At 60.0% G+C, this 20409-nt stretch carries 20 protein-coding genes; 13 read left to right on the plus strand and 7 right to left on the minus strand.

Annotated elements, in window-relative coordinates:
- The first annotated feature begins 47 nt into the window (after nucleotides 1-47).
- From AACY02_RS01880 to AACY02_RS01890, 3 genes are all read left to right on the plus strand, one after another.
- Nucleotides 48-1298, plus strand: coding sequence for a flavohemoglobin expression-modulating QEGLA motif protein (locus AACY02_RS01880; protein WP_339430759.1), 1251 nt, complete (start codon nucleotides 48-50; stop codon nucleotides 1296-1298).
- 89 nt (nucleotides 1299-1387) lie between these two features.
- Entirely contained in the window at nucleotides 1388-2293 is a 906-nt protein-coding gene (locus AACY02_RS01885; RefSeq protein ID WP_339430515.1) for an alpha/beta hydrolase, read from the plus strand.
- On the plus strand, nucleotides 2290-2619 hold the full coding sequence (locus AACY02_RS01890; RefSeq protein ID WP_221733971.1) for a hypothetical protein: 330 nt from the start codon (nucleotides 2290-2292) through the stop codon (nucleotides 2617-2619). The genes AACY02_RS01885 and AACY02_RS01890 overlap by 4 nt, the downstream gene beginning before the upstream one ends.
- Nucleotides 2620-2693: 74 nt before the next feature.
- Here the strand turns inward: AACY02_RS01890 and AACY02_RS01895 are convergent, their stop codons facing one another.
- The 3 genes from AACY02_RS01895 to AACY02_RS01905 form a co-directional block, all read right to left on the minus strand.
- Nucleotides 2694-3482 (minus strand): OmpA family protein, encoded by a 789-nt coding sequence (locus AACY02_RS01895; RefSeq protein ID WP_339430516.1) that lies wholly within the window; start codon nucleotides 3480-3482, stop codon nucleotides 2694-2696.
- Nucleotides 3483-3537: 55 nt separating this feature from the next.
- On the minus strand, nucleotides 3538-3942 hold the full coding sequence (locus tag AACY02_RS01900) for a DUF4398 domain-containing protein (protein WP_221733969.1): 405 nt from the start codon (nucleotides 3940-3942) through the stop codon (nucleotides 3538-3540).
- A 377-nt stretch (nucleotides 3943-4319) separates the two neighbouring features.
- The gene (locus AACY02_RS01905; RefSeq protein WP_339430517.1) at nucleotides 4320-4664 is read right to left on the minus strand and encodes a pilin assembly protein; all 345 of its coding nucleotides are present in this window, start codon (nucleotides 4662-4664) and stop codon (nucleotides 4320-4322) included.
- A gap of 213 nt (nucleotides 4665-4877) precedes the next feature.
- Between AACY02_RS01905 and ppc the strand changes: the two genes are divergently transcribed.
- The 7 genes from ppc (at nucleotide 4878) to AACY02_RS01940 (ending at nucleotide 12138) form a co-directional block, all read left to right on the plus strand.
- Nucleotides 4878-7508 (plus strand): phosphoenolpyruvate carboxylase, encoded by a 2631-nt coding sequence (gene ppc / locus AACY02_RS01910; protein ID WP_339430518.1) that lies wholly within the window; start codon nucleotides 4878-4880, stop codon nucleotides 7506-7508.
- A 300-nt stretch (nucleotides 7509-7808) separates the two neighbouring features.
- A complete protein-coding gene (adk, locus tag AACY02_RS01915) occupies nucleotides 7809-8456 on the plus strand; it encodes an adenylate kinase (protein ID WP_339430519.1) in 648 nt (215 codons plus the stop codon).
- Between the two features lie 94 nt (nucleotides 8457-8550).
- Nucleotides 8551-9225, plus strand: coding sequence for a tRNA (adenosine(37)-N6)-threonylcarbamoyltransferase complex dimerization subunit type 1 TsaB (gene tsaB / locus AACY02_RS01920; protein ID WP_339430520.1), 675 nt, complete (start codon nucleotides 8551-8553; stop codon nucleotides 9223-9225).
- 195 nt (nucleotides 9226-9420) lie between these two features.
- Complete coding sequence (locus AACY02_RS01925) at nucleotides 9421-9729, plus strand: hypothetical protein (RefSeq protein WP_339430521.1); 309 nt, start codon at nucleotides 9421-9423, stop codon at nucleotides 9727-9729.
- A complete protein-coding gene (locus AACY02_RS01930; RefSeq protein ID WP_339430522.1) occupies nucleotides 9729-10589 on the plus strand; it encodes a DUF72 domain-containing protein in 861 nt (286 codons plus the stop codon). Before AACY02_RS01925 ends, AACY02_RS01930 begins: the two co-directional genes overlap by 1 nt.
- A 32-nt stretch (nucleotides 10590-10621) precedes the next feature.
- On the plus strand, nucleotides 10622-11443 hold the full coding sequence (locus AACY02_RS01935) for an isocitrate lyase/PEP mutase family protein (RefSeq protein WP_339430523.1): 822 nt from the start codon (nucleotides 10622-10624) through the stop codon (nucleotides 11441-11443).
- A gap of 50 nt (nucleotides 11444-11493) precedes the next feature.
- Nucleotides 11494-12138, plus strand: coding sequence for an extensin-like domain-containing protein (locus AACY02_RS01940; RefSeq protein WP_339430760.1), 645 nt, complete (start codon nucleotides 11494-11496; stop codon nucleotides 12136-12138).
- A gap of 3 nt (nucleotides 12139-12141) precedes the next feature.
- On the opposite strand, the gene AACY02_RS01945 is transcribed toward AACY02_RS01940, so the two are convergent.
- Entirely contained in the window at nucleotides 12142-12762 is a 621-nt protein-coding gene (locus AACY02_RS01945) for an energy transducer TonB (RefSeq protein WP_339430524.1), read from the minus strand.
- A gap of 93 nt (nucleotides 12763-12855) precedes the next feature.
- Here AACY02_RS01945 and AACY02_RS01950 point away from each other — a divergent pair, with 93 nt between their 5' ends.
- Nucleotides 12856-13638, plus strand: a complete 783-nt coding sequence (locus tag AACY02_RS01950; protein WP_445261505.1) for a class I SAM-dependent methyltransferase — start codon at nucleotides 12856-12858, stop codon at nucleotides 13636-13638.
- Between the two features lie 60 nt (nucleotides 13639-13698).
- On the opposite strand, the gene AACY02_RS01955 is transcribed toward AACY02_RS01950, so the two are convergent.
- A complete protein-coding gene (locus tag AACY02_RS01955; protein ID WP_339430525.1) occupies nucleotides 13699-14334 on the minus strand; it encodes a TetR/AcrR family transcriptional regulator in 636 nt (211 codons plus the stop codon).
- 94 nt (nucleotides 14335-14428) lie between these two features.
- On the opposite strand from AACY02_RS01955, the gene AACY02_RS01960 reads away from it, so the two are divergent.
- Nucleotides 14429-15541 (plus strand): efflux RND transporter periplasmic adaptor subunit, encoded by a 1113-nt coding sequence (locus AACY02_RS01960; protein WP_339430526.1) that lies wholly within the window; start codon nucleotides 14429-14431, stop codon nucleotides 15539-15541.
- Nucleotides 15542-15547: 6 nt separating this feature from the next.
- The gene (locus AACY02_RS01965) at nucleotides 15548-18616 is read left to right on the plus strand and encodes an efflux RND transporter permease subunit (protein ID WP_339430527.1); all 3069 of its coding nucleotides are present in this window, start codon (nucleotides 15548-15550) and stop codon (nucleotides 18614-18616) included.
- A gap of 575 nt (nucleotides 18617-19191) precedes the next feature.
- Here the strand turns inward: AACY02_RS01965 and AACY02_RS01970 are convergent.
- Nucleotides 19192-19881, minus strand: a complete 690-nt coding sequence (locus tag AACY02_RS01970) for a DUF4197 domain-containing protein (RefSeq protein WP_339430528.1) — start codon at nucleotides 19879-19881, stop codon at nucleotides 19192-19194.
- A 27-nt stretch (nucleotides 19882-19908) separates the two neighbouring features.
- Entirely contained in the window at nucleotides 19909-20307 is a 399-nt protein-coding gene (locus tag AACY02_RS01975; RefSeq protein WP_221733955.1) for a YbaY family lipoprotein, read from the minus strand.
- Between the last annotated feature and the right edge of the window lie 102 nt (nucleotides 20308-20409).

The raw sequence follows: 20409 nt of genomic DNA on the forward strand, positions 1-20409 counted from the left end.
GTTTTCTACAGGAGTTTCGGGTGGACGATTACCAGCAGACGATACGCATGTTGTCCGATCGCATTGTGCTGGCGCAGACGCCGATTCGCGTGCTCGATGCGGTCAAGTGGGACGAGAACGTGCGCAAGGGCTTCCTCAAGGCCAAGGGCAAGGAAATGCCAGCGGTGGATCGCGACTACTACCTCAATCGGCCGCTGACCTTCGATTCGAGCAAGGTCAAACTGGAATTCCAGAACATCGAGCGCGACATCACCCGCCAGCTCGGCCAGTTCAATCCGGTCGGGCAGATCATGCGGCGCATGTGCAAGGAATACCGCATGGTGGTGCGCATGCTCGAAGCGCGTGGCACCGAGGATTTCGGACTGATCTCGCAGGAACTGTACGGCGCTGCCTCGGATGCGTTCCACGCTGGCGACCCGACCCTGGCCGACCTCGGCCTGATGATGTCCGACTATTTGAACAACATCGATGGCCGTGGCGACCTGAAGGACGAACCTAAAATCCTCACCGCCAAGGACGCCGTGCACCTGCTGCAAACCCGTCTGAATAAAGTCTTCGGCGAGGCCGAGGAAACCATTCGCGTATTCGAGTCCGACGGCATCGTGGCCGACGCGGCGGCGGGGGCCGACTACATCAAGATCCGTACCGATGCGATGTTTAACGACCGCGACGTACGTGCGCTGGAGGTTCACGAAGGCCTGGTGCACGTCGGCACCACGCTCAACGGTTTGAACCAACCGATCTGCACCTTCCTGTCCAAGGGGCCGCCCTCATCGACGGTGACCCAGGAAGGCCTGGCGATCCTGATGGAAATCATCACCTTCGCCTCCTACCCGAGTCGTTTGCGCAAACTGACCAACCGCACCCGCGCCATCCACATGGTCGAGGAGGGCGCGGACTTCTTGCAGGTGTTCGAGTTCTTCCGCGAGCAGGGCTTTGAAATGGCCGAAAGCTATGGCAACGCCAGTCGGGTTTTCCGGGGTTCGACACCGACTGGTCTGCCATTCACCAAAGACTTGTCCTACCTCAAGGGCTTTATCATGGTTTACAACTACATTCAGTTGGCCGTGCGTAAGGGCAAGCTTGAGCAGATTCCGTTGCTGTTCTGCGGCAAGACCACGCTGGAGGACATGCGCACGATGCGCCAATTGGTCGATGAAGGGCTGGTAGTGCCGCCCAAGTATTTGCCGGACCAGTTCCGCGACTTGAACGCGTTGTCGGCGTGGATGTGCTTCTCCAACTTCCTCAACCATTTGAGCCTGGACCGGATCGAAGCGGATTACTCCAACATCCTTTGAACCAACACAAAACCCTTGTAGGAGTGAGCAGGCTCACGCCTACAGTTTTCAATCGTGTACCAACCCGAATTTTCGCGAGGTTTCACCGGATGAGAATCCTCGGCATCTTTTGCCTGCTCCTGACCCTCGGCGGTTGCAGTTCGCTGTTGTTCTACCCGGAACCCGGTCAGGTCTTCACCCCGGAAAAAGCCAAACTCCAATACCGCACCGTCACGCTGGTGACGGCTGATGGCCTCAAGCTCAATGCCTGGTGGCTGCCGGCCAAGCCCGGCGTAGACGTCAAAGGCACGGTGCTGCACTTACACGGCAACGGCGGCAATCTGCCGATGCACTTGGGCGGGAGTTGGTGGTTGCCGAAAAACGGCTATCAGGTATTGCTGGTCGACTATCGCGGCTACGGCCTGTCCGAGGGCGAACCGAGCCTGCCGGCGATCTATCAGGACATCGACGCGGCGTTCGCCTGGCTGGACAAGGCGCCAGAGGTCCAAGGCAAGCCGCTGGTCCTTCTCGGTCAAAGCCTCGGTGGTTCGATGGCCGTGCATTGGCTGGTACAGCATCCGCAGCGGCAGAAACAGCTCAAGGCACTGGTGCTCGACGGTGTGCCCGCCAGCTATCGAAGCGTCGGCCAATATGCGCTCAGTACCTCGTGGCTGACCTGGCCGTTCCAAGTGCCGCTGTCGTGGCTGGTGCCGGACGGCGACAGTGCGATCTACTCGATGCCGCAACTCAACGGCGTGCCGAAACTGATGTTCCACAGCATCGACGATCCGCTGGTGCCGCTTTCCAATGGCATCCGTCTGTATCAAGCTGCGCCGCCGCCGCGCGTTCTGCAGTTGACCCGTGGCGGCCATGTGCAGACGTTCGGCGATCCGGTGTGGCGTCAGGTGATGCTGCGCTATCTAGACGATCCCGAGCATTTCAACGGCCTGCGCCGTCTCGGCGAAATCCCCAATTACCCGCCACCCCCGAATTCTGAAAACGAGAGCCCGCAATGAGTGAAGAACGCAACGCTATCCCGCTGATCATCACCGGTATCTGCAGCATCCTCGGCACCGTGGGTGCCCTGTGGTACTACGGCTACCTGCACTTCGCCAAACCCGAGGATGCGTTGCTGCTCAACGAATTCACCATGCTCAAAACCGTGCCGGGCGAGGACTACAAAGTCTCGCTGGACCCGGCAGCGCAAGTGGCGCAGTGCATTGACGGGGTACTGGTGCTGTTCGATACCGAGCAGAAAGGTTTGACCGGTGTGCTGATCAACGGCCAGAAGAAAGCGGTGCGTTGCATGGGGCAGGAAACGCCGCAAAAACTCGAGCAATAACCGCCCCTACCCAAGGCCCACTAAAAAGCCCCGCCTGATCACTCAGGCGGGGCTTTTGCGTTACTGCTTACAGCTTAGTTCGAGCTGACCGCCGAACGTGGCATCACTGGCTGGTTGTCGTTGGAAATGGTCACTTCCACACGACGGTTCATCGCACGGCCCGACACGCTGCCGTTATCGGCAACCGGATATTCCTGGCCGTAGCCCTGAACCACGATGCGCGCAGGATCTACGCCCATTTTGATCAGCGCGACCTGTACCGACGTCGCACGACGCTCGGACAGCGACTGGTTGTACGACGCGGCGCCAGTGCTGTCGGTGTAACCCTCGACGATCACTTTGCGATCAGGGTTTTGCTGGAGGAACTGCGCCAGTTTGTTGATGTTCACCAGACCGCTGGATTTCAGGTCAGCCTTGTTGGTGGCAAACAGCACGTCACCGAAAGTCACCAGCGTACCGCGATCAGTCTGCTTGGCGTTCAGGCTTTGCTGCAGCTGTTTGATCTGCTGGTCACGAGCATCCAGACGCGCCTGGGCACGCTGGGCTGCGGCGTTCTTCAGATTGTTCTCAGCGGTACGCAGGGCGATGGTCTGCTTGGCCACTTCCACGCGCTGGTTGGTCAGGTAGGCCAGTTGATCGACCTTGGCCGCATCTTGCTTGTCCATATAGGCCTTGTCGGCCTTGTCCAGATAATCGCTAGCATCTTTGGTTTCCAGCGCTGCCACTTTGCTCGCTTGCGGGTTGGCTTGCAGGCCGGCGTAGTTGGTGCGCGCCTGTTCCAGGTTCGGGTTAGGCGGGGTAGAGCAGGCAGCCAAGGCAACGCTTGCGGCCAGGAGAGCGGGAATCATCAATTGCTTACGCATAATTTTTCGTCCTTTCTATCGATAAGAGTTTCAGCTTTGCAGTCCGGATGCGCGCTTATTGCACGGTGCGCTGACTTTCCTGACGCAGTTCCTGAATACCTTTCTGGGAATCCTTCACCGCTCGCTCGGCTTTCATGGCTTGTGCCTTGCGTTCGGCGACACGGGCATCCCACTCGGCTTGTTCGGCGAGGACGCGGGCTTCGTCATACTTCTTATCGTGCATGGCGATTTCGGCTTGTTTGAGTTTGTCCTGCGCTTGCTTCATCTCCACAGCAGCGAACTCAGTACCACCGGCGCTGACCGCGCTGTTCACGGCCGATTGAGTCACGGCGTATTGCTCGCTCGGTGGATTGCCTGCGCAACCGGCCAGCACGAAGCTGGTGCCGATGGCCAGAGCAGCCAGTTTCAGACCGCGCAAGTGAGAGAACGAGGTTTGGGTCTTCATGGTCTTCAACTCCATTGTTTAACTCCTGATAAAACCGAAAATCCATCCTGGTCGAGGAGCCGCAAGCGTCATGTGGCAGCGCGTTTTTGAAACGCTCGTTCCAGGCGTGGTTACAGGTTCCGACCGGAGGCGTTTTTCAAAAGTTCAGAAAAGATGGCCTATCGCCAAAAAGAAATCTGACCGAATGGACAGGGCTATAAAGCGGGAACTTTGGCGATTTTGAGTGGTACGCGCGGGAGTTTTTGCAGCCCGAAAACACACCCTGCCAAAGGGAGAGATTCGGTCAATGTGGGAGCGGGCTTGCTCGCGAAAGCCTCGAGTCAGTCGACAGAAATACCGACTGCCAGAGCACGTTCGCGAGCAAGCCCGCGTGCGTCCAGATCTATGTCCGATCAGTGTTTTTGCTTGTTCCCAGCCGACGACAAGTCCTGCAAATGCCTGCGCGAGAGGGCGAGAAAGCGCGGGGTCGGCCCGACGTCTTCGTACAGTGGATCACCTTCCTCGTCAGTCGCGACCACGGTTGAGCCTTTCACATAGGGCAGGCTCGCTTCGAACTCCTCAAGCGCAGCGCCAAGCAGTTCGCCAAGCAGTTCTTCGGGGTGGCGTTTGGGGTACATCTCGGCAATTGCCGCCAGGCGCGCGGCGGCCTCGACGTCCAGATGAATCGTGTAGCCCGTGTCGGTCATACGACCTTTGGCGTTTTCTTCCCAATGCTGGGCGAGTTCACGGATTTTCATAATGACCTCATGTCGCACCTGATCAAAGCAGGCCAGGGGGAGTGTCCGGCGGGGCCGGCGGCAAGCCGTTGTGCGGCTCAGTGTTGAGACTAGCTTTCGGCCACAAGGTTTAAAGTCCCTTCGTCGCCTGCTTGTAAGAAGCGGCGCAGAGCGGCACTCTCTAGGTCATGCACTCGTTTCTAAGCCGTCCGGATTACTGCTGGAGAATTGCTGATGACTGATATTGATGCACGCTTGCGCGAGGATGTTCACCTGCTCGGAGAGCTGTTGGGCAATACCATTCGAGACCAGTATGGCGAGGATTTTCTCGACAAGATCGAGCAGATCCGCAAGGGTGCCAAGGCCGACCGGGGAGGCTCCACGGACGCTGAACTCAGTGCCAGCCTCAATCAATTGAGCGAAGACGAATTGCTCCCCGTGGCGCGGGCGTTCAACCAGTTCCTGAACCTGGCGAACATCGCCGAGCAGTATCAGTTGATTCATCGCCGTGAAGAGTCGCAGCCAGCGCCGTTCGAATCCCGTGTCTTGCCCGAATTGCTTGCGCGCCTGCGCAACGAAGGCCACAGCGCCGAATCGCTGGCCCGGCAACTGGCGAGGCTGGAAATCGAATTGGTGCTGACCGCACACCCGACCGAGGTCGCCCGCCGCACGCTGATCCAGAAATACGACGCGATTGCCGCGCAACTCGCCGCTCAGGATCACCGTGACCTGACCACGGCCGAACGCGAGCAGATCCAGAACACCCTGCAACGGCTGATCGCTGAAGCCTGGCACACCGAAGAAATCCGCCGCACGCGCCCGACACCGGTCGACGAAGCCAAGTGGGGCTTTGCCGTGATCGAGCACTCGCTGTGGCAGGCAGTTCCCAACCACATGCGCAAGGCTGATCAGGCGCTGCACGCGGCTACCGGCCTGCGGTTGCCGCTTGAAGCCGCACCGATTCGATTCGCGTCCTGGATGGGCGGCGACCGCGACGGCAACCCCAACGTCACGGCAGCGGTGACTCGCGAAGTGTTGCTGCTGGCGCGCTGGATGGCGGCGGATTTGTACCTGCGCGATGTCGATCACCTGGCGGCCGAGTTGTCGATGCAGCAGGCCAGCGACGCGCTGAAAGCCAAGGCCGGCGACAGCGCCGAGCCGTATCGTGCGGTGCTCAAGCAATTGCGCGAACGCCTGCGTGCCACCCGCAACTGGGCGCATGCGTCGCTGACGGCGGCGACACCGGCGCCTGCCGATGTGCTGCACAACAACCGCGATCTGCTTGATCCATTGGAACTGTGCTTCAACTCGCTGCATGAGTGCGGCATGGGCGTGATTGCCGACGGGCCGCTGCTCGATTGCCTGCGCCGGGCCGTGACCTTTGGCCTGTTTCTGGTGCGCCTGGATGTGCGTCAGGATTCGTCGCGGCACAGTTCGGCCATGACTGAAATCACCGACTATCTTGGGCTCGGTCGTTACGAAGACTGGGACGAAGAGCAGCGCATCACCTTCCTGACCCGCGAGCTGAGCAATCGTCGGCCGTTGCTGCCGGCGCATTTCAAACCGTCCGCCGACACTGCGGAAGTGCTCGCCACTTGCAAGGAAATTGCCGCCGCGCCGGGCGCCTCGCTGGGATCCTACGTGATCTCGATGGCCGGCGCGGCTTCCGATGTGCTCGCCGTGCAATTGCTGCTCAAAGAGTCCGGCGTGTTGCGGCCAATGCGCGTCGTGCCGCTGTTCGAAACCCTGGCTGACCTCGATAACGCCGGGCCGGTGATGGAGCGTCTGTTGCTGCTGCCGGGCTATCGCGCGCGGCTGCAAGGCCCGCAGGAAGTCATGATCGGTTACTCCGACTCGGCCAAGGACGCCGGCACGACGGCAGCGGCCTGGGCGCAATACCGCGCGCAGGAGCGGCTGGTGGACATTTGCCGCGAGCAGCAAGTCGAACTGCTGTTGTTCCATGGTCGTGGCGGCACCGTGGGACGTGGCGGTGGCCCGGCGCACGCGGCGATTCTGTCGCAGCCACCGGGATCGGTCGCGGGGCGTTTCCGCACCACCGAGCAGGGCGAAATGATTCGTTTCAAATTCGGTCTGCCGGACATTGCCGAACAAAACCTCAATCTGTATCTCGCCGCTGTGCTCGAAGCCACGTTGCTGCCACCGCCGCCGCCAACGCCTCAATGGCGCCATCTGATGGATGAACTGGCGGCCGACGGCGTCAGCGCTTATCGCAAAGTCGTGCGTGAGAATCCGCAGTTCGTCGAGTATTTCCGTCAGTCCACGCCGGAGCAGGAATTGGGCCGGTTGCCGCTCGGCAGCCGGCCTGCCAAGCGCCGTGCTGGCGGGATTGAAAGCCTGCGGGCGATCCCGTGGATCTTCGGCTGGACGCAAACGCGCTTGATGCTGCCGGCCTGGCTCGGCTGGGAATCGGCGCTGAGCAAGGCGCTGGAACGCGGCGAGGGCGAGTTGCTGGGGCAGATGCGTGAGCAATGGCCGTTCTTCCGCACGCGTATCGACATGCTGGAAATGGTCCTGGCCAAGGCTGACGCCGATATTGCGCTGTCCTACGACGAGCGTCTGGTCGAGCCGGAATTGCTGCCGTTGGGTGCGCACTTACGCGACCTATTGTCGCAGGCATGCTCGGTGGTACTTGGGTTGACCGGTCAGTCGCAGTTGCTGGCACACAGTCCGGACACCCTTGAATTCATCCGTCTGCGCAACACCTATCTCGACCCGCTGCATCTATTACAAGCCGAATTGCTGGCTCGTTCGCGACAGCAGAATGTCGAGCAGGGCAGCCCGGTGGAACAGGCGTTACTGGTGTCTGTGGCGGGCATTGCCGCCGGTTTGCGTAATACCGGCTAAGGTTTTTGCCGTGGCATGCGGTGCCCGGAGTCAACGCCGGGTGCCGCTTCGCACGCTGAGGAAAGTGCCGCCAGGCGACAGTAAGTGACGGGGTTGCGACTTGGGTCACCGCGTCGCGAGGTCGCGGCAGGCGCGGGTTTCTCCGACTTTTGGCGTCTTGTGTGGGCGCAGCCTGCTGTGTATCTTGATCAGCCTTTGGCCGTTTCTGCGGCCACGACCCGTATTTTTCAGGAATCGTCCCATGCGGCGAGTCCTTTGTTTTGTAAAAGCTTTTTATAAAAAAATTGAGGAGCACATCTAATGCGCGTCATTCTGCTGGGAGCTCCCGGGGCCGGTAAAGGTACTCAGGCTAAGTTCATCACCGAAAAATTCGGCATTCCGCAAATCTCCACCGGTGACATGCTGCGTGCAGCGGTCAAGGCCGGCACTCCACTGGGCGTTCAAGCCAAAAGCATCATGGATGCCGGCGGCCTGGTGTCGGATGATCTGATCATCGCACTGGTTCAGGATCGTATCGCGCAACCTGACTGCGCCAACGGCTTCCTGTTCGACGGCTTCCCGCGCACCATTCCGCAGGCCGAAGCACTGGTGACTGCTGGCGTCGAGTTGGACGCCGTGGTTGAAATCGCCGTTGAAGACGAAGAAATCGTTCAGCGTATCGCTGGCCGTCGTGTTCACGAAGCCAGCGGCCGGGTGTATCACATCGTCTACAACCCGCCGAAAATCGCAGGCAAAGACGACATCACCGGCGAAGAACTGGTACAGCGCAAGGACGACACCGAAGAAACCGTGCGTCATCGCCTGTCGGTCTACCATTCGCAGACCAAGCCGCTGGTGGACTTCTACCAGAAGCTGTCGGCTGCCAACGGCAAGCCGAAGTGCAGCCACATCCCGGGCGTTGGTTCGGTAGAAGCAATCACCGCCAAGGTGCTTGAAGCGCTGAGCTGAAAAAGCTGATTAGCTGCATCATCCACGGCCCGCTTGCGGGCCGTAGTTGTTTATACTGACGCACTTTTTCCCCACCCCTGTTTTGGATACATCGATGAGCACCTTGCTGGCCCTGGACACCGCGACTGAAGCTTGCTCCGTTGCCTTGCTGCATGACGGCAAGGTCACGAGCCATTACGAGGTGATTCCGCGCCTGCACGCGCAAAAGCTGCTGCCGATGATCCAGCAATTGCTGGCCGATGCCGGTACCACGTTGCAAGCGGTGGATGCTATTGCCTTCGGTCGTGGGCCGGGTGCGTTTACCGGTGTGCGGATTGCCATCGGTGTGGTGCAGGGCTTGGCGTTCGCGCTGGATCGTCCGGTGCTGCCGGTGTCCAACCTGGCCGTGTTGGCGCAACGTGCGTTTCGCGAGCAGGGTGTGAGCCAGGTTGCAGCGGCGATCGATGCGCGCATGGACGAAGTGTATTGGGGCTGCTATCGCGAGACGGCGGGGGAGATGCGTCTGGTCGGCGCCGAAGCAGTGCTGCCGCCGGAAGTCGCGGCGCTGCCGGTCGATGGCAGTGGCGAATGGTTCGGTGCCGGCACTGGCTGGGGCTATGGTGAGCGTATCGCAGTGAACCTGAGCGGTTCAGACGCGGGCATGCTGCCCCACGCCGAAGACCTGTTGACCTTGGCACGCTTTGCTTGGGAGCGCGGCGAAACGATTCCGGCCGATGATGCGCAGCCGGTTTACCTGCGCGATAAAGTGGCTACCCCCAAGGCCCGCTGATTCACCCAAAAACCTGTGGGAGCGAGCAAGCTTGCTCCCACAGTGAATAGTGCTCTGCCTGAAGTCTGCCAATCGTCAGTTTCTAACCCCACGTTTTAAACCTTTTGCGCTTTATGTGTTCTAGTTATCACTCGGCAGTTTGCTAAGTCGGTCAAGTGCCGCTAAATTGCCATCATTGATACCGAGCATGAATTTATGCGTATAGACGGCGTTTCCTCTCAGTCCTACCCCATCAAGCGCAAGCCTCGCAAAGGCAATGTGGCGCAGGAAGAAACCGTCGACGATATCGACGGCGAGTTGGAATTCCCCACCGAAGAGCAACTGGCCGCCCGTGCTGCCAAAGCCTCTGCGCAACGCTTGAGCAATCTGCCTGCCCGTCAGCAAGACATGATCTACCACCGTGCGATGAAGAAAAGCGTAGCCATGGCCTTGGCCAGCTACCTGAGCACTGCCGGTTTTGTCGATTGGGATGCGGACGTGCTGGGCCTCGACCTTTACATCTGATGGCTCTGCCTTACTACCTCGGTTGCCCGTCCTGGAGCGAAAACGCCTGGCGCGAGTATCTGTATCCGGAAGACGCCAAAACCTCTGACTTCCTCAGCCTCTATTGCCAAGTGTTCAACGCCGTGGAAGGCAACACGACCTTCTACGCCAGTCCTTCGCCGGCCACTGTGCAGCGTTGGGCCGACGTCATGCCTGAACACTTTCGCTTCACTGCCAAGTTCCCCGGCGACATTAGCCACAGCGGTGACCTGCGCGAGCAACTGACCGCTGCCCAAACCTTCCAGCAGTTACTCAAACCCCTCGGCGAGCGTGTCTCGCCGCTGTGGCTGCAATTGTCGAAAAGCTTCACGCCGCATCGGCTGCCGGAGTTGGCGGCGTTTATCGATGCGCTGGACTGCCCGCTGGCGGTTGAGGTGCGGCATGAGCAGTTCTTCGCCAAGGGCGAGAGCGAGCGCCTGCTCAATCGGCTGCTGCTCGATCGTGGGGTTGAGCGTATCTGTCTCGACCCGCGAGCGCTGTTCAGTTGCCTGTCGACCGAGTCTTCGGTGGTTCACGCTCAATCGAAAAAGCCGCGTGTACCGACGCGTCCAGCGGCGTTCACGCAGTTCCCGCAAGTGCGCTTTATTGGTCATCCCGAGCTTGAGGCCAACGATGCGTTCCTGGTGCCGTGGGTGGCGAAAATCGCCGAGTGGATAGAAGAAGGCCGCACGCCATACATCTTCCTGCACACTGCCGACAACCTGCTGGCGGCGAAGTTGGCGCAACGTTTTCATGTACAACTGATGCAACGTTTGCCTGGCTTGCCATCGCTGCCTGAGCTATACAGAGAGCCCGCCGCGGAGCAACTTGGCCTGCTCTGAGGCGGGTTTATTCATCTGCCCCGGAGCTGCCAATGGACGCGCAAACCCGCAAAGCCCACGCCTTCAAAGCCCTGCATGAACGCCCGGGGATTTTCGTTATTCCCAATCCGTGGGACGCCGGTTCAGCGAAGATGCTCGCCAGCCTTGGCTATCAGGCACTGGCGACGACCAGCGCCGGTTACGCATTTTCCCAGGGCAAAGCCGATGGTGCTTTGAGTCTCGATGAGACGTTGGCGAATGTCCGCGCGATTGTCGCAGCCACCGATTTGCCGGTAGCGGTGGATCTGGAAAACGGTTTCGCCGATGACCCGGTCGAATGCGCCCAAAGCGTATTGCGCGCAGCCGAAGCGGGCGCGGTAGGCGCCTCAATCGAAGACGCCACCGGCCGTGAAGACGCCCCGATCTATTGCTTTGAACACGCCGTGGCGCGCGTCGAAGCCGCCGTCGCTGCCGTACGCACGTTGCCGTTTCCCTTCATCCTGACGGCCCGTGGGGAAAACTATCTGCACGGCAATCCCGATATCAATGACACCGTCCGCCGCTTGCAGGCTTTTGCCGAGGCGGGCGCCGACGTGCTGTATGCGCCCGGCTTGCGCAATGCTGACGAAGTGCTGGCGGTGGTGCGTGCGGTGGCCCCCAAACCGGTCAACGTCCTGATGTCCGGCGGGCTGAAGATGACGGTGCAGCAACTGGAAGACATCGGTGTGCGGCGGATCAGTACCGGTTCGGCATTGGCCCTGGCCGCGTTCGGCGAATTCTTCCGTGCGGCTGAAGAAATCCAGCAATCGGGCACATTCGGTTTTACGTCGCAGTCGATGCCTTACGCCAAGGCCAATCAGTTTTTCAAAGGCTGAACAGGGTGCGATGGATTCCATGGGCTGTGCTGCTGGTCATTGTCGGCGCCATGGTCAGTGTCTGGCGTGGTTGGCTGCCAGTGCCGCCCGAGTGGAACCCGTGGGCGCCGCTGGATGTAAAGGCTGCACCCAATTGGCTGACCGGTTACAAGCTGATGCGCTTGCGCGGTGACCCAGAGCTGTGTGCGCAAGCACTGGCCAGCTCGGCGTTGCGCGTGACGAGCCAAGCGGATAGCCCCGACGCCAAGTGCCCGCTGATTGGCGCCTTGCGCGTTCAGGGTGCAGAGGTGGCGCTGAGCAGCAGCTTCCTCGCCAGTTGCCCGTTGGCGGTGGCTTACGCGATGTTCGAGCGACACACCCTGCAACCCGCCGCGCAGGCCGTTTACGGCGAGAACGTCGCACGCCTGGATCACCTCGGCAGTTTCGCCTGCCGCAATCTCTACAACCGCGAGAGCGGCGCGCTCAGCCGGCATGCCAGTGCCGATGCGCTGGATATCGCCGGTTTTCGTCTGGCGAGCGGTCGCCGTGTCAGCGTGCTAAAGGATTGGCCCAAGCAGAATCAGGACGCACAGTTTCTGCGTCAGGTGCGTGATGGCGCGTGCAAGGCATTCAGTGTGGTGTTGAGCCCGGATTACAACGCGGCGCATCGCAATCATTTTCATGTCGATATCGGGCGCTGGAGCGTGTGTCGCTGAGGCTTAGGCGGCGATGCGCAGGTTCTGCAAAACGATCGGGCGTGCCCAGCCGTTATCGAAGTCCAGCGCCTTTTGCTGTTCGGCGATTTCTTGCGGCGAGAACGGCGGGAATGGCTTGTCCAGCAAGTCCAGATCGAACTCGGCAATCGGCAAGTACAGTGGACGCTTGTGCGGCGCAGCGCCTGGCTCCGGAATTGGCTGACCATTGTTGATCACGATCGGGCGAACCCAACTGCTGTCGAAATCCTGCTGCTCTTGCTGAGCTTTGATTTCTTCCGGCGGGAACGGTGGGAATGGCTTGTCGGCCAGTTCCATTTCGAACTCGGCGATTGGCAGGAACAGCGGCTCCGGCGGACGCACTTCGGTTTCAACGACTTCGCATTCACGCTGGCTGACGATATGCGCGTGCAGTTCGCTGCCCAGGGTCGGCTCTTCAGGGCTGTTCAGGTCAACCGGTGGAAACGTGCCGCAAGCGGGCACCACTTCACTCGTCTGTTCGGCCAGGGCCTGGGCAAAGAAATCCTGCCACAGGTGACTGACGCCGCTCAGTGCTTGAGTATTTTGACGGCTGAAATCGCCATGGGGCGAGATGTAGCCAATCGATGTGGGAAGAATGCCTGACATTTTTTTCGGTTGACGCTCAGCTCTGGCAAAATGCGCGTTGATTGGGTTATCGGCGGTTTCTGCCGATCCTTAACTTTTTTGAGCGTGTTTTCCATGATTGAGCAACCCGCGGCCTGCCGCATCCATGTCCAGGCCCTTGGCCCGATGTTTGAAGCGCAGGCCGAGCAGTGGGCCAAGCGTCTGGGCCTGCCGTTGCAAGTGGCTGATGGCGAGTTTGCCTTGCAGGTCGGCGAGCAGGGTTTGCAACTCCAGCAACTGGGGCCGGATGCGCCGGGGCCGGTGCGCGTGGACTTTGTCGAGGGCGGTGCGGCGCATCGTCGTTTATACGGCGGTGGCAGCGGGCAGATGATCGCCAAGGCTGTCGGCATTGCCCAAGGTGTGCGCCCGCGGGTGTTGGATGCCACAGCAGGGCTGGGCAAGGATGCGTTCGTGCTGGCGAGTCTGGGCTGCGAGATGAGCCTGATCGAGCGCCAGCCGCTGATCGGTGCGTTGCTGGAGGATGGCCTGGCGCGCGCGGCGGAAGATTTCGACGTGGCGCCGATTGTGGCGCGGATGAAGTTGCTCAAGGGCAACTCCATCGAGGTCATGCGCCACTGGGAGGGCGAGCCACCGCAAGTGATCTACCTTGATCCGATGTTCCCGCATCGGGAGAAAACCGCGTTGGTGAAGAAGGAAATGCGCCTGTTCCGGCCGCTGGTTGGCGATGATCCGGATGCACCGGCGTTGCTTGAAGCGGCGTTGGCACTGGCCACGCACCGGGTGGTGGTCAAGCGGCCGCGCAAGGCGCCGTGCATCGACGGGCCGAAGCCGAGTCATGCGCTGGATGGCAAGTCCAGCCGGTATGACATTTACCCGAAGAAGGCGCTCAAGGCTTAAGACCGCGTCGCTGCCATCGCTAGCCTGCTAGCGATGGGGCCGGCCAATACAGCGCAAAACTCAGGGCCGATACGCCCGCATAAACAATCCCACGACTTCCTGCACATGGCTCTGCGCCGCCTCGTCAGTCAACGGCTCCCCACAGCCATACAACAAGCGAAAATTGCCCGCGCCCTTGATCAGGCAAAAGAAATGCTCAGCCGCGTTACGCGGCAGGTCGATGTTCAGCGCGCCGCTTTCGTGGATCTGCGTCAGCAGCCGCTCCATCCCTTGCACCATGCGCTCGGTGCCGGCCTCAAAGAAAATCTGCGACAGTTTTGGATCCTGCGCGCCCAGTGCCATGATCAGGCGATGCAGATTCACCGATTCATCGCTGTTGATCAGGTGATGAAAGCCCCGGGCAATGTTCAGCAACACATTTTCCACGGCAATGCCGTCCGGCAATTCGAAGAACAACGGCGGTAATTGTTCCTCGCATTTGGCCACCACGGCGGCGGAGAACAGTGTCTCCTTATCGGTGAAATGGCTGTAGACCGTCAGCTTCGACACGCCGGCCTCGGCGGCCACCGCGTCCATGCTGGTGTTGGCATAGCCATGACTCAGAAACAGAATTTTCGCCGCATCGAGAATCGCCTGACGTTTGGCCAGATCCTTGGGGCGGCCCGGGCCGTTTGGAACTGCAAGATTGTTCGACATTCTTCGCTTTTATTACTGGACTGGTGAGTTTGCTATTAATAACATACCGGCCAGTATAATTATTCCAAGCACCATTAGCGAAAGGTCCGTCACCATGTCCCGCCATGCACTGCACCTCACGTGGCCATTTGCGTTGCCAGTCAGCCTGGTTTTTTTACTGTCCGCATGTGGCCAGGAAGAGGCAGCGCCCGTTACCGTGCGACCGGCGATGGTGGTGCAGCCAGAGCCTTCGGCGCAGAAGATGGAAAGCTATCCGGGCGAAGTGCGCGCCCGTTACGAACCTGATCTGGCGTTCCGCATCGGTGGAAAAGTCAGCCGACGACTGGTCGAGGAAGGTCAGCGCGTGAAGGCCGATCAGCCGCTCGCCGAACTTGATCCCCAGGACGTACGCCTGCAACTGGAAGCGACTCGCGCCCAAGTCTCTGCCGCTGAGGCCAATCTCACTCTGGTGCGCGCCGAACGTGACCGCTACAAGACGCTGATGGATCGGCAGATGGTCAGCCGCTCGGCCTACGACAACGCCGAAAACCTTTATCGCTCCGGCGAAGCCCGCCTCAAACAGATCAAAGCCCAATTCAACGTTTCGACCAATCAGGCCAGTTACGCCGTGTTGCGTGCGCCCCAGGACGGTGTGGTTGCCAAGCGCTCGGTGGAAGTGGGGCAGGTGGTCGCTGCAGGGCAGACGGTGTTTACACTCGCCGCCGATGGTGAGCGTGAAGTGCTGATCAGCCTGCCGGAACAGAGTTTTGGCAGGTTCAAGGTCGGTCAGCCGGTTACCGTAGAGCTCTGGACGCAGCAGAACCAGCGCTTCGCCGGGCAGATTCGTGAGCTGTCGCCATCCGCCGATCCCAAATCCCGCACCTTCGCTGCCCGTATCTCTTTCACCAGTGGCAAAGTCCCGGCCGAACTCGGCCAGAGTGCGCGTGTGTTCGTGCAATCAGCCAATACCGCGTCGCTATCGGTGCCGCTTTCGGCACTGACGGCCGAGAACGGTGCGACCTACGTCTGGGTCGTCAGCGCCAACAACACCTTGAAGAAGACCCCCGTGCGAGTCGGCCCATTCGGTGAAAAAACCGTGCCGGTGCTCGAAGGCCTCAATGCCAGCGACTGGGTCGTGGCTGCCGGCGTGCATGTGCTCCTCGAAGGGCAGCAGGTGCGCCCCGTGGATCGTTCCAACCGTGTGGTCAATCTGGCGGACAAGGAGTAAGTCCCGATGCGCTTCAACCTTTCCGAATGGGCGCTGCGTAATCGCCAGATCGTACTGTTCCTGATGCTTTTGCTGGCCATCGTCGGTGCGTTGTCCTACACCAAACTCGGCCAAAGTGAAGACCCGCCGTTCACCTTCAAGGCCATGGTGATTCAAACCCGTTGGCCAGGGGCGACCGCGCAGGAAGTCTCACGGCAGGTCACTGAACGCATCGAAAAGAAACTGATGGAAACCGGTGAGTACGAGCGCATTGTTTCGTTCTCCCGTCCTGGTGAGTCTCAAGTCACCTTCATTGCGCGCGACTCGATGCATTCGGTGGAGATTCCCGATCTCTGGTATCAGGTACGCAAGAAAATCAGCGACATCCGCCAGACGCTGCCGCCGGGCATTCAGGGGCCGTTTTTCAACGATGAATTTGGCACGACCTTCGGCAATATCTACGCGCTGACCGGCGACGGTTTCGACTACGCCGTGCTCAAGGATTACGCCGATCGCATCCAGATCCAGCTGCAACGGGTAAAGGATGTCGGCAAGGTCGATTTGCTCGGTTTGCAGGACGAGAAAATCTGGGTCGAGCTGTCGAACGTCAAACTCGCCACCCTCGGTTTACCGCTGGCGGCGGTGCAACAGGCGCTGGAGGAACAGAATGCGGTGTCCACGGCGGGTTTCTTTGAGACGCCTACCGAGCGCTTGCAGCTAAGGGTTTCGGGGAATTTTCAGACGGTCGATGAGATCAGGAACTTCCCCATCCGGGTCGGTGATCGCACGTTCCGTATCTGCGATGTCGCCGACGTGCGGCGTGGATTCAACGATCCGCCGGCGCCGCGCATGCGCTTCATGGGCGAAGATGCGATCGGCCTGGCGGTGGCGATGAAGGGCGGCGGTGACATTCTGGTACTGGGTAAGGCGCTGGAAGGCGAGTTCTCGCGTATCCAGAAAAACCTCCCGGCCGGTATGCAACTGCGCAAGGTGTCTGACCAACCGGCAGCAGTGAAAACCGGGGTTGGCGAGTTTGTCCAGGTGTTGGTCGAGGCGCTGGCGATTGTGTTGCTGGTGAGCTTCTTCTCCTTGGGCGTGCGCACCGGCATGGTCGTGGCGCTGACCATTCCGCTGGTCTTGGCGATGACCTTTGCCTGCATGTATTACCTGGGTATCGGCCTGCACAAAATCTCCCTCGGTGCGCTGGTTCTGGCGCTGGGCTTGCTGGTGGACGACGCGATCATTGCCGTGGAGATGATGGCGATCAAAATGGAACAGGGCTTCGACCGGATCAAGGCCGCGAGCTACGCCTGGACCAGCACCGCGTTCCCCATGCTCACCGGAACGCTGATTACCGCCGCAGGCTTTCTGCCGATTGCCACGGCGCAGTCCGGCACCGGTGAGTACACCCGCTCTATTTTCCAGGTGGTGACCATCGCGCTGCTTGCTTCGTGGGTGGCAGCGGTGGTGTTCGTGCCGTATCTGGGTGAAAAACTGCTGCCGGACCTGGCGAAAATTCATGCCGCCAAACACGGCGCCGGGGACGGTCAGTCGGACCCTTATGGCACACCGTTCTATCAGCGCGTTCGACGTCTGGTGGAGTGGTGTGTGGTCCATCGTAAAACCGTGATCGTGCTGACGTTGGGGCTGTTTATCGCGTCGGTGATGTTGTTCCGCTTCGTGCCGCAGCAGTTCTTCCCGGCCTCAAATCGACTGGAATTGATGGTCGATCTGAAACTCGCCGAGGGCGCTTCGTTGGCCAATACCACCGGTGAGGTCAAGCGGCTTGAAGCGATACTCAAGGAGCATGCCGGCATCGATAACTATGTGGCCTATGTCGGCACCGGTTCGCCGCGTTTCTATTTGCCGCTGGACCAGCAACTGCCTGCGGCGAGCTTCGCCCAGTTTGTGGTGTTGGCCAAAAATATCGAAGAGCGTGAAGCGCTGCGAACCTGGTTGATCGATACGCTCAACGAACAGTTTCCGGCGCTGCGTTCGCGGGTGACACGTCTGGAAAATGGCCCGCCCGTGGGGTATCCGGTGCAGTTTCGCGTCACGGGTGAGCACATCGAAGAAGTTCGTGCGCTTGCCCGCAAGGTGGCGGCCAAGGTGCGCGAGAATCCCCATGTGGTCAACGTGCATCTGGACTGGGAAGAACCGAGCAAAGTGATCTACCTGAACATCGATCAGGATCGCGCTCGGGCACTTGGGGTGAGCACGGCCAATCTGGCGAAATTCCTCCAGAGTTCGTTGACCGGGTCGAGTGTCAGCCAATATCGCGAAGACAACGAGTTGATCGAGATTCTGCTGCGCGGCACGGTGCATGAACGCACTGAACTGTCGCTGTTGCCGAGCCTGGCAGTGCCGACTGACAACGGCCGCAGCGTCGCGTTGTCGCAAGTGGCCACGCTGGAATACGGCTTTGAGGAAGGCATCATCTGGCACCGTAACCGCCTGCCGAACGTGACGGTGCGCGCGGACATTTATGACAGGGAGCAACCGGCGACGTTGGTGAAACAGATCCTGCCGACGCTGGATTCGATTCGTGCCGAGTTGCCGGACGGTTATCTGCTGGATGTCGGTGGGACGGTGGAGGATTCGCAGCGGGGGCAGAAGTCGGTGAACGCCGGGGTGCCGATGTTCATTGTCGTTGTGCTGACGTTGCTGATGGTGCAACTGCGCAGTTTTTCGCGCACGGCGATGGTGTTTTTGACGGCGCCGTTGGGGTTGATCGGGGTGGTGCTGTTTTTGATGGTGTTTCGGCAGCCGTTCGGATTTGTGGCGATGTTGGGGACGATTGCGCTGTCGGGGATGATCATGCGCAACTCGGTGATTCTGGTGGATCAGATCGAGCAGGATATTGCCTCGGGGCTCAGGCCTTGGCAGGCGATTATCGAGGCTACCGTGCGGCGCTTTCGGCCGATTGTGTTGACGGCTCTGGCGGCGGTTCTGGCGATGATTCCGTTGTCGCGCAGTGTGTTTTTTGGGCCGATGGCGGTGGCGATCATGGGGGGGTTGATTGTGGCGACGGCTCTGACGTTGTTGTTTTTGCCGGCGTTGTATGCGGCTTGGTTCCGAGTGCGTCGGGAGGCTTGAGGCTTGGCGGCCTTTGGGCCGACCATGCTGTGGGTGTTCTTGGTGAATATCCGTTGCTTCGGGTGCTGGCTCTGGCGGTTTCGCTTTTACAGCGAGTCCCTTTTGCAAACGCCCAAAAGGAACCAAAACGCTGGGCCCCGGCGTACGGCCCGCTCGCTGGGGCTCGGGGTGCCTTCGTTGCGGGTTTCATCCGGGGGCATCGCCTCCGGTTTGCTGCGCTGCACCTCCTTTCGATGTGTTCGACTTCGTCGAACGGCGCTGCGCGCCTACCCCCGGATGAATCCCGAAACGAAGCCTGCCGAAGGGGCCGGTACGTCAAGAGCTGCAGCCGAGCTAACGCTCATCCTGTTGAGTGGTGAAGGGCGACGCGGGGCTAGTGTGTGGTGTTTTTGCTTTTCGGTGTGGGTTTGCCAGCGATGGCGGCCTGACAGCCGACCGATTGCGACCTGATGACACTCGATGCCATTGTGTGAGACAGCCTGCTGGCACTTCTCGAAGTCGATCCGCAAACCTGACGCCTGCAAAAAAGCCCGCTGAACGTATGACGTTCAGCGGGCTTTTTGGTGTTCAGAACCTTACAGCGTCCCAAACACCTTCTTCGCCAGACTTGTTGCAGCAGCGGCGGGGTTTTTGCGGATGGTTTCTTCCTGTTTACCGATCATCTCGAACAGGCCGTTAAGTGCTTGCTCGGTGACGTAGTTTTCGACGTTGGCGCTCTTGGCGTCGACGACGCCGAAGGTCGCGGCCTGGCCGGCGAAGGTGTTGTATTTCTGCACCACGCCGACCTTGTCGGTGGCTTGTTTGACGATTGGCAGGAACTTGGCACGGATCTGTTCGCGGCTGGATTTGTCCAGGTACTGTGTGGCCGAGTCGTTGCCGCCGCTGAGGATGCCTTTGGCGTCGGCCACGCTCATTTTTTTCACGGCGTCGACGAGGATCGGCTGGGCCTGGGTCACGGCGCTTTCCGCGGCTTTGTTCATCGCGGTTTCCAGTTCTTCGACCTGGGCGCCCATGCCGAAGGCTTTCATCTTGCCGGCGACTTTGCCGAGTTTACCCGGCAGTTCGATTTTCACGTCCGGGTTGTTGCTGAAACCGCCCGGGGTACCTAATTGTTTGACGGCCAGTTGTGCGCCTTGGGTCAAGGCGTCCTTGAGGCCGCCGGTGGCGTCGTTTTGTGACAGGTCGCTGAGTGACAGGGCCATGGCGCTGGCGCAGATCATCAGGCCTGCGCACAGGCCGGCGAAGCGAAAGGTGGGACGGAGCATGGCGGCTTCCTTGTTTCAGAAAATGAATTAACGCGCGGCGTCAACGCGGATTTTCAGCGGCTGCGGATCGTTGCCGTCCAGTTGCACGGCATGGTTTTCGGTGGTGATGAACATCAGTTCGCCGTTCACTTCAATGCGTGCGCTGACCGAGTAACGGTGGCCGGGTTTGACCTGCGCCGGATCGTAGCTCAAGTGGAACGGCAGCGGCACTTGGCCTTTGACCGGGCCTTTCTGTTCATCGAGTACAACGGCTGGGGCGTCGGCCAGTGAAACGTCTTGCAGGCTCACGCTCAGCGTTGCGCTCGGTGGCAGGGCGATGCGTTGCAGGTAGAACACTTCGCCGTCGAGGCTGACCTTGCCGGCGGGAGTGGTCGATTGGCAGGCGCTGAGCAGGGCAGCGGCAGCGAGAATGGTCAGTTTTTTCATGGCAAATCTCCTTTCATTGTGGGAGCGGGCTTGCTCGCGAAGGCGGTGTGACACTCAACAGCGATGTTGAATGTTGAACCGCTTTCGCGAGCAAGCCCGCTT

The sequence above is a fragment of the Pseudomonas sp. EA_65y_Pfl2_P78 genome (genome assembly GCF_963970495.1).
In the GTDB taxonomy this organism is placed as follows: Bacteria; Pseudomonadota; Gammaproteobacteria; order Pseudomonadales; family Pseudomonadaceae; genus Aquipseudomonas; species Aquipseudomonas baetica_A.

Bases quoted from the DNA above. Each gene is read 5' to 3' on its own strand.
- AACY02_RS01885 (WP_339430515.1), top strand. From the start codon at position 1,388: ATGAGAATCCTCGGCATCTTTTGCCTGCTCCTGACCCTCGGCGGTTGC.
- adk (WP_339430519.1), top strand. From the start codon at position 7,809: ATGCGCGTCATTCTGCTGGGAGCTCCCGGGGCCGGTAAAGGTACTCAG.
- AACY02_RS01930 (WP_339430522.1), top strand. From the start codon at position 9,729: ATGGCTCTGCCTTACTACCTCGGTTGCCCGTCCTGGAGCGAAAACGCC.
- AACY02_RS01925 (WP_339430521.1), top strand. From the start codon at position 9,421: ATGCGTATAGACGGCGTTTCCTCTCAGTCCTACCCCATCAAGCGCAAG.
- AACY02_RS01975 (WP_221733955.1), bottom strand. From the start codon at position 20,307: ATGAAAAAACTGACCATTCTCGCTGCCGCTGCCCTGCTCAGCGCCTGC.
- AACY02_RS01890 (WP_221733971.1), top strand. From the start codon at position 2,290: ATGAGTGAAGAACGCAACGCTATCCCGCTGATCATCACCGGTATCTGC.
- AACY02_RS01965 (WP_339430527.1), top strand. From the start codon at position 15,548: ATGCGCTTCAACCTTTCCGAATGGGCGCTGCGTAATCGCCAGATCGTA.
- AACY02_RS01880 (WP_339430759.1), top strand. From the start codon at position 48: ATGTTGTCCGATCGCATTGTGCTGGCGCAGACGCCGATTCGCGTGCTC.
- tsaB (WP_339430520.1), top strand. From the start codon at position 8,551: ATGAGCACCTTGCTGGCCCTGGACACCGCGACTGAAGCTTGCTCCGTT.
- AACY02_RS01960 (WP_339430526.1), top strand. From the start codon at position 14,429: ATGTCCCGCCATGCACTGCACCTCACGTGGCCATTTGCGTTGCCAGTC.
- AACY02_RS01950 (WP_445261505.1), top strand. From the start codon at position 12,856: ATGATTGAGCAACCCGCGGCCTGCCGCATCCATGTCCAGGCCCTTGGC.
- AACY02_RS01970 (WP_339430528.1), bottom strand. From the start codon at position 19,881: ATGCTCCGTCCCACCTTTCGCTTCGCCGGCCTGTGCGCAGGCCTGATG.
- AACY02_RS01905 (WP_339430517.1), bottom strand. From the start codon at position 4,664: ATGAAAATCCGTGAACTCGCCCAGCATTGGGAAGAAAACGCCAAAGGT.
- AACY02_RS01895 (WP_339430516.1), bottom strand. From the start codon at position 3,482: ATGCGTAAGCAATTGATGATTCCCGCTCTCCTGGCCGCAAGCGTTGCC.
- AACY02_RS01940 (WP_339430760.1), top strand. From the start codon at position 11,494: ATGGTCAGTGTCTGGCGTGGTTGGCTGCCAGTGCCGCCCGAGTGGAAC.
- AACY02_RS01900 (WP_221733969.1), bottom strand. From the start codon at position 3,942: ATGGAGTTGAAGACCATGAAGACCCAAACCTCGTTCTCTCACTTGCGC.
- AACY02_RS01945 (WP_339430524.1), bottom strand. From the start codon at position 12,762: ATGTCAGGCATTCTTCCCACATCGATTGGCTACATCTCGCCCCATGGC.
- AACY02_RS01935 (WP_339430523.1), top strand. From the start codon at position 10,622: ATGGACGCGCAAACCCGCAAAGCCCACGCCTTCAAAGCCCTGCATGAA.
- AACY02_RS01955 (WP_339430525.1), bottom strand. From the start codon at position 14,334: ATGTCGAACAATCTTGCAGTTCCAAACGGCCCGGGCCGCCCCAAGGAT.
- ppc (WP_339430518.1), top strand. From the start codon at position 4,878: ATGACTGATATTGATGCACGCTTGCGCGAGGATGTTCACCTGCTCGGA.